At 61.1% G+C, this 14,113-nt stretch carries 11 protein-coding genes; 9 read left to right on the top strand and 2 right to left on the bottom strand.

All coding sequences use genetic code 11. The features are described 5' to 3' along the window. Positions 1 to 2 precede the first annotated feature (2 nt). On the bottom strand, positions 3 to 929 hold the full coding sequence (locus ACILSE_RS15360; protein ID WP_395718294.1) for a trypsin-like peptidase domain-containing protein: 927 nt from the start codon (positions 927 to 929) through the stop codon (positions 3 to 5). 138 nt (positions 930 to 1,067) lie between these two features. Between ACILSE_RS15360 and ACILSE_RS15355 the strand changes: the two genes are divergently transcribed. Then, positions 1,068 to 1,790 carry a uracil-DNA glycosylase family protein gene (locus tag ACILSE_RS15355; RefSeq protein WP_395718293.1) on the top strand — a complete coding sequence of 241 codons (723 nt, stop codon included), beginning with the start codon at positions 1,068 to 1,070 and terminating at the stop codon, positions 1,788 to 1,790. A 20-nt stretch (positions 1,791 to 1,810) separates the two neighbouring features. On the opposite strand, the gene ACILSE_RS15350 is transcribed toward ACILSE_RS15355, so the two are convergent. Beyond that, positions 1,811 to 2,383 (bottom strand): hypothetical protein, encoded by a 573-nt coding sequence (locus ACILSE_RS15350; RefSeq protein ID WP_395718292.1) that lies wholly within the window; start codon positions 2,381 to 2,383, stop codon positions 1,811 to 1,813. Positions 2,384 to 2,678: 295 nt separating this feature from the next. Between ACILSE_RS15350 and ACILSE_RS15345 the strand changes: the two genes are divergently transcribed. The 8 genes from ACILSE_RS15345 (at position 2,679) to ACILSE_RS15310 (ending at position 13,724) form a co-directional block, all read left to right on the top strand. Further along, positions 2,679 to 3,080, top strand: coding sequence for a BlaI/MecI/CopY family transcriptional regulator (locus ACILSE_RS15345; RefSeq protein WP_395718291.1), 402 nt, complete (start codon positions 2,679 to 2,681; stop codon positions 3,078 to 3,080). Further along, positions 3,070 to 5,274 (top strand): M56 family metallopeptidase, encoded by a 2,205-nt coding sequence (locus ACILSE_RS15340; protein ID WP_395718290.1) that lies wholly within the window; start codon positions 3,070 to 3,072, stop codon positions 5,272 to 5,274. The genes ACILSE_RS15345 and ACILSE_RS15340 overlap by 11 nt, the downstream gene beginning before the upstream one ends. Before the next feature lie 84 nt (positions 5,275 to 5,358). After that, entirely contained in the window at positions 5,359 to 7,746 is a 2,388-nt protein-coding gene (locus tag ACILSE_RS15335) for a DUF1549 domain-containing protein (RefSeq protein ID WP_395718289.1), read from the top strand. Positions 7,747 to 7,751: 5 nt separating this feature from the next. After that, positions 7,752 to 9,047 (top strand): DUF1501 domain-containing protein, encoded by a 1,296-nt coding sequence (locus ACILSE_RS15330; protein ID WP_395718288.1) that lies wholly within the window; start codon positions 7,752 to 7,754, stop codon positions 9,045 to 9,047. A gap of 77 nt (positions 9,048 to 9,124) precedes the next feature. Next, complete coding sequence (locus ACILSE_RS15325; RefSeq protein ID WP_395718287.1) at positions 9,125 to 10,414, top strand: NPCBM/NEW2 domain-containing protein; 1,290 nt, start codon at positions 9,125 to 9,127, stop codon at positions 10,412 to 10,414. Between the two features lie 17 nt (positions 10,415 to 10,431). Next, the gene (locus tag ACILSE_RS15320) at positions 10,432 to 11,298 is read left to right on the top strand and encodes a right-handed parallel beta-helix repeat-containing protein (protein WP_395718286.1); all 867 of its coding nucleotides are present in this window, start codon (positions 10,432 to 10,434) and stop codon (positions 11,296 to 11,298) included. 68 nt (positions 11,299 to 11,366) lie between these two features. Continuing rightward, the gene (locus tag ACILSE_RS15315; RefSeq protein WP_395718285.1) at positions 11,367 to 11,696 is read left to right on the top strand and encodes a pyrimidine/purine nucleoside phosphorylase; all 330 of its coding nucleotides are present in this window, start codon (positions 11,367 to 11,369) and stop codon (positions 11,694 to 11,696) included. An 84-nt stretch (positions 11,697 to 11,780) separates the two neighbouring features. Further along, the gene (locus ACILSE_RS15310) at positions 11,781 to 13,724 is read left to right on the top strand and encodes a potassium transporter Kup (protein ID WP_395718284.1); all 1,944 of its coding nucleotides are present in this window, start codon (positions 11,781 to 11,783) and stop codon (positions 13,722 to 13,724) included. Positions 13,725 to 14,113: the final 389 nt, after the last annotated feature.

Here is a 14,113-nt window from a genome sequence, read left to right as displayed (position 1 = left end):
AATCAGCTCCGGGGAGTTACAAATTCCGTCTTTGATTTTTCCTCTCCCGGCGCTGGCGGCGGCAGGTAGCGGAAGCCGGCGTTCGGATTGCGCGGGTCAAAGGCGAAGGCCTCGCGGTTTTTCATGAAAAGCTTCAGCAAGTTTGAAGGGATCGAGAATCCGAGCCCCTCCACGCCGACACCGGCGGCTTTCATGTTGTTCACGCCCACGACCTCGCCACGGGCGTTGAAAAGCGGCCCGCCGGAGTTGCCCGGGTTGATCTGCGTCGTGCTTTGAATGTACCAGCGCCCGCCGCTCTCACGGGCGCGGATGCTCACGATGCCCTTCGACACGCTGCGCTCCAGACCGAGCGGACTACCGATGGCGAAGACTTCCTGGCCTTGCGTCAGTGATTCAGAGTCGCCCATCGGCACGAACGGCAGCGACGCCGCGGCAGGATCGTCGATCTGCAGGATGGCGAGGTCGAGGAAGCCATTCATCGCGACGATCTTCACCTTCGTGAACTGCTGCTTCTCCAGCCCGCCGGGCTTTTTGCGATAAACCACGACGGTGATCTCGCGTTCCCCGGCGATGACGTGCTGGTTCGTGATGACGTAGCCGAGCTTGTTGATGATGAAACCGGAGCCGAGGCCGGATGCGGTCTGGATCTGCACCACCGACTCAGCCACGCGCTGGACATTTTTTTCCACCGTCATGGATTCTCGTCCCGGCTCGACGAAATAAATGTCCTCGCCCTGTACGGCGGCGGTTTTGGCCGCGACGGCGTTCGCTTTTTCAAAAATGGAGATGTCCGAGCGCGGCACGGTGAGCACGGTGTGGCCGAGATCGAGCACCACGGAGTCCTCGCGCTCCTTCAGTACCTCACCACGCAGCTCCGCGCCGTTTTTGAGGACGATCTTCATCGCCTCGCCCGCGAAAACGGAAGTCATGAGGCTGGCCGCTGCCAGGGAGGCGAAAAGCGCGTGTCGGGGAATCACGGGCGCGGAGTCTAGCGGTCACATGCGGGCTTACGAGTCTTTTTTGAGCGCATCTTGACTCCGGGCGGCGCCGCGCCTCTCCTGCGCCGCATGTCCGCCGCACTTGTCACCGCTGCTGAAGAATTGCGCGAAAAACTGCGCCCGCTGCGTTTTGCCGCGCCGGTCGAATTCGTCTATCAACCGCTCGATTACGCATGGAGGCCGCACGAGGCTTATTTGCGGCGTTTTGGCGGTGGGAAAAAGCGCGTCGTCTTCGTCGGCATGAATCCCGGCCCCTTCGGCATGACGCAGACCGGTGTCCCGTTTGGTGAAATCGCCGCCGTGCGCGACTGGATGGGCATCCGCGAGCCCGTGGGCAAACCGGAGCGCGAGCATCCGAAGCGCCCCGTGCTCGGATTTGACTGCCCTCAGTCCGAAGTGAGCGGCCGCCGGCTCTGGGGCCACTTTGCGCAGCGGTTCGGCAAGGCGGAGGCGTTTTTCAAAGAGCACTTCGTTGCCAATTACTGCCCGCTGGTCTTCATCGAGGAAAGCGGACGCAACTTCACGCCCGACAAGCTCCCGGCCGCCGAGGCCGCCGCGCTCAACAAGCATTGCGACGATCATCTGTGCGCCGTCATCACCGCCTTGCAGCCCGAGTGGGTCATCGGTGTCGGCGCGTATGCCGAGGAATGCGCGAATCGTGCGAAGGAACTGCTCGGCGACCATTTCAAAGTCGGACGCGTCCTGCATCCGAGCCCCGCCAGCCCCGCGGCGAATCGCGACTGGGCCGGAGCCGCGACGAAGCAGCTCGTGAAGCTCGGTGTCTGGGAGTGATCGCCGGCTCGGATGTCCGTTTATTGCTTCAGCGGCTGGATCTTGTCTGCATCACGCTTCTTTAGCTCCATCTGGAGCTGCTCGATCATTTCCGCCATCTTGCGCATCTGCTGGCGCATCTCCTCCAGCTCCGCCTGCGGTTTCTCGCCGCCCATGCGTTTGCCTTCCTTGCCGTGCGCCTCGGCCTGTTCGCGCTTCATGCGTTCCTCCAGCTCGCGGCGCAGGTGTTGGCCCATCTCCTCGATGTTTTTCGCGGGCTCGTGCAGGCCTGCCATGTGCAGGTGCTCCGCCGCTTGCATGATGTGATGAAGGCGCTCAGCCTCGGGTCCTTTGAAATGCGGCATCTCCTTGCCGGGATGCTTTTCTGTGTGCTTCTCCGGCTTTTTCATGCCCTCGCGGCCTTGCAGCTCGTCGCGAAAACGTTCGGCCTTGGCACCCAGCTCACGCGCCTCGTCGAGACGGCCGGCGGCCTTTGCCTCGCCGGCCTGGCGCATCAGGTTTTCAAGCACCTGCTTCGGATTTTCCTTCGCGTTCTGGGCAAATCCCCCGCACGCAAGGGCGAGGCCGGCAATGAGAATGGTGAGCGTCTTCATGGTGCAGCGAGAACGACGCATCGCTTTGTCTTCTTATGCCAATTCCGGACAATTCAACGATGCGTCCTCCACCACGGAGCCAAATTTTTGCATGGAGGCAGTCGCGTTTAGCCTTGGGAATGGAGATGCCAGAAACCCGGGCGGCGATTTGGCGTTCCCGGGCTTTGAGCCGTGCTCGAAAGGCCTGCCAGGGTCGATTGATCAAAAAAATCAGGCTGGAAAGAAACATTCTTCTACATCTGTAGTTGAAAGCGTCTTTACCACTGCGCGAACCGCACTTTGCCCGATTTCAGCCATGACCTTGAGCCGACTGCAACTTTCGATTCTCCGAGTCCTATGGAGCCGTGGCGAAGCCACGGTGTCCGAGGTGCAGCGGGCTTTGGAGGAGGAGCGTCCTGTGGCCTACACCACGGTGTCCACGATGCTTTCGCGCCTTGAACAGAAGGGCGCGGTCTCCCACCGGTCTGAGGGACGCGCCTTTTTCTACCGGGCGGCGGTCCGCGAGAATGAGGTGAGCAGCAGCATGGTCAGCGAGCTGGTCGAGCGTGTGTTTGAAGGCAGTCCGGCGGAGCTTGTGAGCCATCTGCTGGAGACCCAGGACGTGGATGCTGCCGAGCTGGCTCGGATCAAGGCCATGGTGGCGAAACACGAGGCCGCCAAGCCAAAACGACGGAGGGGAGGCAGCCATGGAAACTAGTCTAACGATCAGCGCGTGGCTGCTGACTTACCTGATTCACTCAACGCTGCTGATCGGCGGTGTCTGGATCGGGGTACGGCTGGCACGGCCACGTCTGCCCGAAGTGCGGGAACTGCTCTGGAAGGCAGCGCTGGTCGGCGCGGTGTTGACCACGCTGGCGCAGAGCGTGCTGCTGCCTCCGCACTGGGGTCATGTTTGGGCTTTGGCGTCATCGGAGGCTGGATTGGCCGAGGCGGTGCCGTCATCGTCGGTGGAGGTGCCTCTGTCCGCGAAAGGTGCGCAACCGATGGCGCTTGAGGAGAGGGCGATGAGCGAGACGGAGCCGGTTTCGACCGAGCGCGGGTCGATTGGCGTACTTGAGGCTGTTGCGCGGTTTTTCAGATGGCTGCCGTGGGTCTGGTTGGCTCTGGTTTTGCTTGGGGCTTTGCGACTGGCCCGGAGCTGGATTGGGCTAGTTCGACTGCGCCGTGATGCGAAATGCGTGAAGCGCGGTGAGACTGTTGATCTGGCACAAAACATCCTGAATCGTTTTGGCAGCGCAAGATCGGTGGAGATCTGGATCACGCCGACGATCCAGGGACCGATGGTCACCGGTCTGAGACGCTGGCGTTTGTTTCTTCCGAAGGGTTTTGTGCAAAGGCTGGATGCGATCGAACTCGAGGCGGTGATCGCCCATGAGCTGGCGCATCTGGTGCGTGGAGATGCGTGGTGGCTGATGGCAGGCCAATGGATCTCCTGCCTGTTCTTCTTCCAACCGCTGAATCAGGTGGCGCGGCGTCATCTCCGTGCGGAAGCGGAGTATCTGGCGGATCGTCGGGCACTGAATGTTTTGCCGGACGAGTCGGGTCTAGCCCGTTCGCTCGTGGCCTTGGGCGAATGGCTGGTCGGAGCCGGCGACCGGCCGGTGTTGCATCCGCTGGCTGCGGGCATGGCCGGGTGCCGTTCGACGCTTGGCAAACGCATCGAGTCACTGCTCGAAGGCACGGATGACCGCGCCGCCGCCGGTGGCCTGAAGCGCTGGGCGGCAGCCCTCGCGCTTGCAGCGCTCATCCTCACCTCACTGGCCGCGCCCCGCGCCGTGGCTTCGGGTCCCTCGCTTTCTTCCCAACCTCAACCCCACTCATCCATGAAACCCTCGATCATCTCGAAAACCGCCGCCATTTTTGCGAGTGCCTCACTGCTTGCCTCCGTCCCCGCAACCGCAGAAGATAAGAAGCCCGATGCGCCTGCGGCGGCCGCTGAAGGACAGAAACTGCCGGAGGGCCTGCATGGCTTCAGCGGCCATCTCTCCGGCCAGCTCATCAGCAAGGACGAGGAGAAAGGCTCGATGGTCATGAAGGTGGGTTCGCTGCTGCATGTGTGGAAGAACAACAAGGCCCCCGAGCCCAACCTGGTGGTCGGGCGCACGGTCAAGGTGGGAGGCATTCATGGCAAGGCACTCGATGTGCTCGTCGTGCTCAATCCCGGCGATCATCTGGAGATCGAGACGAAGCACCTCACTGGCGATGACATGCTTTATCTCGGCGAAGGCATGAAGAAGGTCGCTGCTCCCGCGCAGGAAAGCGCAAAAGGCGGCGGAGGCGAGGTCTTGAACGGCTTCCGCGGGATGTTTGTGGGCGAGCTGATCTCGAAGGATCAGGAAAAGGGAACGCTGGAGGTGAAAATCGCCCGCATTTCCCGCGTGTGGAAGCAAAACAAGGCCGAGCATCCCGAGCAGGCCGTCGGTCAGACTTGGAAGGTCAACGGAGTGACCGGCAAGTGGCTGGACACGCTGCTGACGCTGAAGGTCGGCGATCAAGTCGAGGTCGAGGCCTTTCACCATCGCGGTGAGGAACTCGATTTTGTCGGCGAATGGCTCAAGAAAGTGGAGGCTGAGCCGGCTGCGAACGCCACGGGCTCCCGGGATGACCTGAAAGGCTTTCGTGGCCTTCTGATTGCCAAGTTGCTGGCCAAGGACGTCGAGAAAGGCGAGGTCGAAATCCAGATCGAGAGCATCAAGACGGCCTTCAAAAAGAGCGCCGCGCCGAACGCGGCAGGCAGTGTCGGTCAGAAGTGGAAAGTGCGTGGCATCGCCGGTAAGTGGGTGGATTCCTTGTTGGTGCTGAATGTGGGCGACCGGATTGAGCTGGCCGCCTTCCACAACGGTGGCGAGGTTCTGGATTTCCCGGGCGAGATGCTGCGCAAGGCGGAGTAAAAGTGTCATCGAACCATCCGAGCCATGAAAGCCGATGCAGCGAGTGCATGCGGGTTTTGGAGACGATTGGCCTGGCTGCCTTGCGTGCTCCATCCCATCGTGGCATGGAGCAACACGCTGCCGTCGATTCGCGAGCAGCTCGCCATGGAAGCGGGCCAGCGGGTGACGCCGGACTTTCAGCGGCATGTGCTGCCGCTGCTGAGCCGGGCGGGCTGCAACGGCCGGGAGTGCCACGGTTCGGCACAGGGAAAGGGCGGGTTTCAGCTCTCGCTCTTCGGTTATGATTTCGACGCCGATCACAAGGCCCTCACTCAATGGGTGGAGAAACACGGCGCGGCGCGGGTGAACCGGGAGAAGCCGGCGGAGAGCCTGCTATTGCAAAAGCCGACTGAGACGGTGGATCACAAGGGCGGTAAAAAGATCGAGATGGGCAGCTGGCAGTATGATTTGCTGCTGCGCTGGATTCAGGGCGGCTCTCCTGTCGCGGCCAGGCAGCAGTTTGACCGCCTGGAGGTGTCGCCCACGGAGATTGTCTTTCGCGAGAGCGGTGACCGTGCCGCTTTGCGTGTGGTCGCCCTCTGGTCGGATGGCCGGCGCGAGGATGTGACGGAGCTTTGCCGTTTTCAGAGCAACAACGACACCGTGGCGGCTGTCGATTCGAACGGGCGAGTCACTGCTCACGGCTCCGGAGACACGCACATCGTGGTTTTCTACGACAACGGAGTCGCCGCGGTGCCAGTGCTGCGGCCCTACTTCAAAGCAGTCGCATCCGCCGCCACAGAGCCCGCCGCGACCACCGTGGACCGCTTGATCGGAGACAAGCTCGGCAAACTGGGCTTCATGCCGTCTGACGTGTGCGATGACGCTGACTTCCTGCGCCGTGTGAGCATCGACATGACCGGAACATTGCCCGCTCCCGCCGAAGTGGAGGCTTTCCTCGCGGACAGCCGTGCGGACAAACGAACGCGCAAGATCAATGAGCTTCTGGAACGCCCCGCCTACGCGGCCTGGTGGGCGAACAAACTGTGCGACTTCACCGGCAACAATCCGACCCAGCAGGCCGAACTCGGCCAGACGCTCGCGTCACAATGGTATGACTGGATGTTCCGCCGCATCCGCGAAAACCAGCCCTACGACAAGCTCATCGCCGACATCGTCATCGCCACGGGACGCCGTCCCGGGCAAAGCTACGAGGACTACGCGGCGGAGATGTCCTCCTACATCCGCGAGAAGAATCCCGCGGACTTCACTGAGCGCGAAACACTGCAGCACTACTGGACGAGGCGCTCCGTGACCAAGCCCGAGGAAAAGGCGCTGGCGTTTGCGCACAGCTTTCTCGGTGTGCGCCTGCAGTGCGCCGAGTGTCACAAGCATCCCTTCGATCAATGGACCCAGCAGGACTTCAAGCAGTTCGCCCGGTTCTTCGAGCCGGTGAAGTTTGGCGTGCCGCCAGCGGCCAAGGACGCGGCTGCACGGATTGCCTCGGCGGCCAGTGCGACCATGGACATGGCCAGCATGAGCAAGATGATGGTCAACGGTGACATGCAGGCGACCGCGATGAACGGCGGTGTGATCCCCTGGCGCGAACTTTACGTCGAGACCGGCAATCGCCCCGTGATGAAGTTGAGGCTGTTAGGCGACCGCGATGTGACGGTGCGGCCCGACCAGGATCCGCGCGCGGTGCTGATGGAGTGGATGAGCGAGAAGGACAATCCCTACTTTGCCCGTGTGTTCGTGAACCGTGTCTGGGCCAACTACTTCCACCGCGGCATCGTTCATCCGACTGACGATTTCAGCCCGGCCAATCCTCCGTCAAATGAGCCGCTGCTGGATCATCTCGCCGCAGGCTTCATCGCCAGCGGTTATGACATGAAATGGATTCACCGCGAGATCACCAACAGCCAGGCCTATCAGCGCAGTTGGAGGCTCAATGCGACCAACACCGGTGACGAACGCCATTTCAGCCGCGCCGTCCCACGCCGGCTGCCTGCGGAGGTCGTTTACGACGCGCTCGCTCAGGTGGTGGCCGCCAGCGACCGCCTTGAGGACGTTCGCGAGGACCTGGACCGCCGGTCGGTCGGACATTTGTCGATGCGAATGGCCGGCACTTACGCGATGAACATTTTTGGCAAGCCGGCGCGGGCCACGAACAGCGATTGCGAACGATCCTCCGAACCATCGCTGCTGCAAAGCCTGTTCACTCGAAACGATCCGATCGTTCAAGATCGGCTCAGCCAGGGCGGCTGGCTGCTCGAACTCGAATCGCAGTTCAATTCAAGCGGCGCACCCTCCCGCGATGCGCTCGAGATGGTGATTCGCGAAGCCTGGCTGCGCACGCTGGGCCGGAAGCCTCGAGTCGAGGAGCTCAAGCGGGCTTGTGAGCACTATGAACAGGCCAAGACTGTTGCCGATGGCACCCGCGATCTGCTGTGGGCGCTGATCAACACCAAGGAATTTCTTCTCAACCACTGATGCCCATGAGCCCCCGCACTTCCTGCATGCATCGCCGGCAATTTCTCCGTGTCGGAGCCCTCGGCGCCGGCCTTACCCTCAGCCAGCTTTTGCGCCTGCAAAGCGCGGGTGCCACCGACCCTTCGAAGGCGCGCTCGGCCATCCTCGTTTTCCTGAAAGGCGGCCCCTCGCATCAGGACATGTTCGATCTGAAACCCGGCTCGCCTTCCGAATACCGCGGCGAGTTCAAGCCGATCAAGACCAACGTCAACGGCGTGGAGATCTGCGAACACCTGCCGAATCTCGCACGGTGTGCCGACCGCTACGCCATCGTCCGTGGCATCTCGCACAACCTCGCCGACCACGGCCTCGGCAGCACTTACCTGCTCACGGGCAACCGCCCCGGTTCGCTCGTCAAGTATCCGACCTTCGGGTCGGTGGTGAGCAAGGAACTGCCGGCAACCCCGGACCTGCCGGCCTTTGTCAGCATCGACGAACCGCTCGACGGCCCCGGGTTTCTTGGCATCCAGCACAGCGCGCTAGCCACCGGCGACCGCCCCCGCGCGGACCGGCCCTTCAGCGTGCGTGGCGTGACGCTGGGCAATGACATCAGCCTTTCGCAGTTGGAGAACCGTCAGCAGCTCTCGCGCGATCTCGACACGCTTTTCCACGGCCATGGGAAATTGAGCAATGAACTGGTGGCGCTGGATGCCTTTGCTGACAAGGCCCGGCGCATCCTCAGTTCCGCCAGTGCCCGCAAGGCCTTTGACCTCGGCAGCGCGCCTGAAACGATTTCCCGCCGCTTCGGCGCGCACGAAACCGGTCAGAGCCTGCTGCTGGCCTGCCGCTTGATTGAGGCGGGCGTGCGCTTTGTCACCGTGATCGTGGACAACTGGGACACGCATCAGCAAAACTTCTCCCAGCTCAAACGCACCCTGCTGCCGCAGTTTGACCAGGGTTTGTCCGCCCTGTTCAGCACACTGCAAGACAAGGGTTTGCTGGATTCCACGGCGGTATTGGTCACGGGCGAGTTTGGCCGCACGCCCAAGATCAACGCCACCGCCGGACGCGATCACTGGCCACGTGCCATGTTTGCGCTCATGGCCGGCGGCGACGTGCAAGGCGGGCAGGTGCTCGGCGCCACCGACGCCACCGCCTCCGAGCCCGTCGATGGCGGCTGGACGCCGGACGACGTGGCTGCCTCGTTCTATCGCAACATCGGAATCGATCCGCACAAAGAATACCACATCGACACCGGCCGCCCGATTCAGCTGATCCGGAATGGCAGGCCGATTGATAGACTCTTCACCGGCGCGGCTTGAGGGCTTTGTTGACCCCTGAGACGCTACTGCCCTGGGAAAAATCGCAAGATTGCGCATAGAACGGGCTTTTCGTGGGCATGAGTGCCGCCCGTTTGATTTTTGTGTCCTTTGGAATGCTTCTCTTCGCACCGCAGAGAGCCTGGTCTTGGGGCCAGCCGCATCACGCGATCACGAAGGGTGCGCTCGAAACGCTCCCGACATGGCAGAAGGAGCTGCTCGGCGCGGAATTCGAAGCGCTGGCCGCGAAGCACTGCATGATTCCGGACAACGTGTACTCCGACAAAACGAACGCGAAGTTCGCGGCCATGGAGAGCAGTCCAGGGGAGGTCTATCTACAAAAGCTGCATCTGCCGCAGGCGGAGCAGATCGTGAACCGCGAAACCTTGCGCTACTTCATGCAGAAGGCAGTCGATTCGATCAAGGCGGGCAAGATCAGCGACGCCGCCCGCTACATGGGTACAATCTGCCATTTGATCGAAGACTTCGGCAGCCCCTCGCACACGGTGCCAGGTGACAATCAATTCACGCTGCTCCAGCAGTTCATGCCACCCACGCCGGTAATGGAAGGCAAGCTGCTTCACGGCCCGATCGAAAACGGTGACTTCGCCGTCAGCATCGCGGATTATCATCCGCAACTGCTCGGAACCAGCGTCGAAGAGGCAAGCTGGCGGTTATTGCATCGAGTGCACGAGGGAATTATCAACGCCCGCAGCACCACCGTGCCGATCATGCAGGCGCTTTACGCCGGGGACGCTGCTTCGGTCGAAAAACACCAGCTCCGAGCAGCAACGAAGGACGCGCAGATCGTCGCCGACGCCATGCATACCATTCTTTGCATCGGCGCGGATAGATTCGAAGCTGTCGCGAAAGAGAAATGCGAACGTGCCGGCATTTCGACCTTCTGGCCGATGGAGGCGGTGCACCTCTACTACCCGCAGTCGCATTTTTTCAGCGCTCCGTTTTGGGGCCACGCTTTTAGCAACGTGGTGATGGAAGCTGGCGTCAAAGCCATGCCGCTCCGGCTTCGTGTAGCTGATAAGGACGGCGTCTTGGAGAAGAACTTCGCGGAGGGCATCAGCACCGGCATGGGCAAGGCGCTGACCTTTCATCTGCCAAAAGGCGTTTACCATCGCTTCAAAGCCATGGCAGGGCTCCAGGCCGGCATTGGCGACAAAGGCCGCGTCGAGTTCACCGTGCTGGGTGACGGCAAACCGCTCGCTAATGCCATCGTGAGCGGCACAGAGTCCGCGCATGCGTTTGATTGCGATGTTTCCTCCGTTTCGCTGCTGCAACTCAATGTCGTCACTCGTGGTCTCGATCCCAAGAGCAACTACGCCCTGTGGGCAAAGCCGGAACTGCTTAAATAAGCACCTATTCTTTCATCATGCGTTTCTTCATTCTCTTCTCGCTGTCACTCATCGCCGTTCACGCCCAAGAGATCCGCCGCACGCCCCTGATCCTGTCCCAGGGCGGAACTCCGGAGAAACCGGCAGTCTTTGATGGCAAAGGCATGATCATCGACCTCGGCATCGACATCACCGACAAGGTATGGGTCAAAAACGGCGACCTCTGGACCACCCAGAGTCCGATTCCTGAACACCCACCTGTCGCCGACGAGCAACGCGCCGGTCTGTTCATCGACGAAGTGCCCGTGCGCATCAGTCGCGACCGTGTTGCCGAAAAAAACAGCGGAGAAGCCGGCAAAATCATCTACACCGCGCCCGAGAGCCTCAAACCCGGCCAGATGGCCTGGACCACGGATGGCGCGCTCTACTTCCGCTGGCCGAAGGAAAAAGCTGCCGGCTCCGGCCGCATCATCCGACCGCCCACCAAGCTGGAAAGCGGCGTGGTCATCGCCTGCTCGAACATCACGGTGCGAAACATCATCGCCCGGCATGCGGCGAACGATGGATTCAACATCCACGGGCATCGAATCGGCCTGCGGCTCGAAAACGTGAAGGCCTTCTCAAACGGCGACGAAGGCATCAGCGCCCATGAAACCGTGCAGATGGACGTCTTTGACTCCGAGATCGCCTGGAACGGCTCCTCCGCCGGCGGCGTGGCCGATGTGGGCGAAAGCGTGACGACTTACACGAACTGCGAACTGCACCACAACGTGAACGCGGCTTTCTTCCTCGATGGCAAGCAGCACCGCCTCACCAACTGCCTCATTCACCATCAAAACCAGGACGTTCTCGTGCGTGGCGATGCCGTGGTGGAGCAGTCCGGCATGGTCTGGCGGAAGGAATGATCAGTCTCGGGAGACACGGCCATCCGGCGCTTGCCGCAAGTGGCTTTATCGCCTATCCCTCGCGCCTCATGTCCGCCATCCCAGCCGAATTCACGAATGTCACCGCCGTCACGAAAGCGAACGTCTATTTCGACGGCAAAGTCGTCAGCCACAGCATCCTGTTTCCCGATGGCAGCAAGAAAACGCTCGGCCTGATCTATCCCGGCGACTTTCATTTCGGCACCGCCAAGGCCGAGCGCATGGAAATCGTCGCGGGTGACTGCGTGGTGAAGCTCGACGGCAGCGACACCAAGACGACCTACACCGGTGGACAGTTCTTCGACGTTCCTGCCAACAGCGGCTTCGACATCAGCGTCGGCTCGGGCATCTGCGAATACATTTGCTCCTTCCTCGACTAAACCGGAGCTCTTCACACTTTCTTAACGCCGTGCGCCCGCCCGTTCACTGGCGGGCGCTGAGGCGGCGGGACACGTGTCGTTGTCATGAAAGACAACGACTCGCACGGCCTCCACAAGCTCTCCACCACCACGCTCGTCATTGCGGCGCTCGGCGTGGTGTTTGGGGATATCGGCACCTCGCCGATCTACACGCTGAAGGAGTGCTTCAGCCCGCACAGCCCGCATCACATCGCCACCACGCATGAGCACGTCCTCGGCGTCGTCTCGCTGGTGCTGTGGTCGCTGATTTTGCTCATCTGCGTCAAATACCTCGTCTTCATCCTGCGGGCGGACAACAAAGGCGAGGGCGGTGTGCTCTCGCTGATGGCTCTCGCCACGCATCGCATGGGTGAAACGATGAAGCGCCGCGCTCTTGCCGTGCTGCTGGGCTTGTTTGGTGCCGCGTTGCTGTTTGGTGATGGCATCATCACACCCGCGATCTCCGTTTTGAGCGCCGTGGAAGGTCTCAAAGACGGCGGATTGCTCGGCGCGGCTCCTGCGGATGCTTTGGCGGCCGAGGCGTGGAATCATCAGATGCAGTGGCTCATCATGGGCATCACGATGCTGATCCTCATTGTGCTCTTTTCGGTGCAGTTTCTTGGCACGGCAAATGTGGGCCGCTTTTTTGGTCCGATCACTGGTTTGTGGTTCGTCAGCCTCGGTGCGCTCGGAGCCTCGCATCTCATCAGCGGGCCAGAAATCCTCGCCGCGTTCAATCCCTGGCATGGTTGGCACTTTTTGATGACCGGCGGCCACGCGGCCTTCGTCATCCTAGGCAGCGTTTTCCTCGCCGTGACCGGTGGCGAGGCTTTGTATGCCGATATGGGCCATTTTGGTGCCGGACCGATCCGCCGCGGCTGGTTCTCGCTCGTGTTTCCAGCGCTGGGACTCAATTACCTCGGTCAGGGCGCCCTTTTGATGCACAACCCCGAGGTGGCGCATTCGCCGTTTTTCCAAATGGCACCCGCCTGGGCCATGCTGCCGCTTGTGCTGCTCGCCACCGCCGCCACCGTCATCGCCTCGCAGGCGCTCATCACCGGCACCTACTCGCTCACACTCACCGCCGTGCAGCTCGGCTACCTGCCGCGTCTGAGCATCCGACACACCTCCGAGCATGCTCGCGGCCAGATTTACATCCCGATGGTGAACTGGGTGCTCATGCTCGCCTGCCTCGCGCTCGTCGTCGCCTTCCGCACCTCGTCGAATCTCGCCGCCGCGTATGGCGTGGCCGTCACGATGACCATGCTGATCACGACGATCCTGTTCTACTTTGCCGCGCGGCATCTGTGGAAGTGGAGCGTGCTCAAGACACTGCCGCTGTGCCTCGTGTTCGGCTTGATCGAGCTCGCCTTCCTTAGCGCCAACCTCGTGAAATTCTTCGACGGTGGCTGGTTCCCGCTCGCCGTTGGCGCGGGCATCTTCATCGTCATGACCACCTGGGCCACTGGTCGCAAGCTCGTGCGTGCCTCGATGGAACGCAGCGCTATCTCGCAGGAGCTGCTCATCGAAAGCCTCGCGTCCGGTAAAGTCGTGAAGGTGCCTGGCACCGCCATTTTCATGACCAGCACACACGGACGCACGCCCGTCGCACTGCTTCACAGCTTGAAGCACTACCAAGCCATCCATCAGCGGGTCATTTTCATGACACTAATCACCGAAGACGAGCCCTGGGTGCCACCGAGCCGCCGTGTCGAGGTCGAAAAGCTCGGCGACAGCTTCTGGCGCGTCACCGGCCGTTTCGGCTTCATGCAAAAGCCCAACGTCCCGCGCCTGCTGCGCCAGTGCGCCGCGCACGAGCTCGAGGTCGATCCGGAAAAGTCCACCTTCTTCCTCGGCCGCGAAATCATCATCCCCAGCAAAGCCCCCGGCATGGCCCGCTGGCGCGAGCACCTCTTCTCCTTCGCCAGCAAGCTCGCCCAGCAACCCGCGACGTATTTCCAGATTCCCGTCGGGCGTGTCATCGAGCTAGGACAGCAGGTGGAGATTTGATTCAAAGTAGTCCGCACATTCCTCTGTGCGGTTCAGGGTCAGTAAAGCGCCTTTCCGCACAGAGGATTGTGTGGACCGCTTTGGTTCCTTAACCTGGATCATTCATGAACATTGTCGCGAAACCGTTCAAAAGCTTGAGGCTGCAAGGCATGCGCTGTTTTGAAAGGCTGAGTGCATTGGTAAATGCTCGAAGCTTCTCAAAACAAGCCCAACGCAGCAGAACCGGGCTTTTCAGCGGATACCGTAGATGGCTCATGAATAATCTAGGGCGTGTTTTAAAATTGGTTTCTGAGGGATAAAGTGCAGATGGCAAGAAGGACAAAAGCCATGAATGAAACATCGGTTTTGTCATACCGGGTGGCCACGCGTTGCATGCGTTTGATCTTTTC

The organism is Prosthecobacter sp. (assembly GCF_044236155.1).
Lineage (GTDB): Bacteria > Verrucomicrobiota > Verrucomicrobiia > Verrucomicrobiales > Verrucomicrobiaceae > Prosthecobacter.
This window is presented reverse-complemented; position numbering and strand designations above follow the sequence as displayed.

Excerpts from the sequence above, each read along its gene's own strand:
- ACILSE_RS15360 (WP_395718294.1), bottom strand. The coding sequence starts at position 929 with ATGACTTCCGTTTTCGCGGGCGAGGCGATGAAGATCGTCCTCAAAAAC.
- ACILSE_RS15355 (WP_395718293.1), top strand. The coding sequence starts at position 1,068 with ATGTCCGCCGCACTTGTCACCGCTGCTGAAGAATTGCGCGAAAAACTG.
- ACILSE_RS15350 (WP_395718292.1), bottom strand. The coding sequence starts at position 2,383 with ATGAAGACGCTCACCATTCTCATTGCCGGCCTCGCCCTTGCGTGCGGG.
- ACILSE_RS15345 (WP_395718291.1), top strand. The coding sequence starts at position 2,679 with ATGACCTTGAGCCGACTGCAACTTTCGATTCTCCGAGTCCTATGGAGC.
- ACILSE_RS15340 (WP_395718290.1), top strand. The coding sequence starts at position 3,070 with ATGGAAACTAGTCTAACGATCAGCGCGTGGCTGCTGACTTACCTGATT.
- ACILSE_RS15330 (WP_395718288.1), top strand. The coding sequence starts at position 7,752 with ATGAGCCCCCGCACTTCCTGCATGCATCGCCGGCAATTTCTCCGTGTC.
- ACILSE_RS15325 (WP_395718287.1), top strand. The coding sequence starts at position 9,125 with ATGAGTGCCGCCCGTTTGATTTTTGTGTCCTTTGGAATGCTTCTCTTC.
- ACILSE_RS15320 (WP_395718286.1), top strand. The coding sequence starts at position 10,432 with ATGCGTTTCTTCATTCTCTTCTCGCTGTCACTCATCGCCGTTCACGCC.
- ACILSE_RS15315 (WP_395718285.1), top strand. The coding sequence starts at position 11,367 with ATGTCCGCCATCCCAGCCGAATTCACGAATGTCACCGCCGTCACGAAA.
- ACILSE_RS15310 (WP_395718284.1), top strand. The coding sequence starts at position 11,781 with ATGAAAGACAACGACTCGCACGGCCTCCACAAGCTCTCCACCACCACG.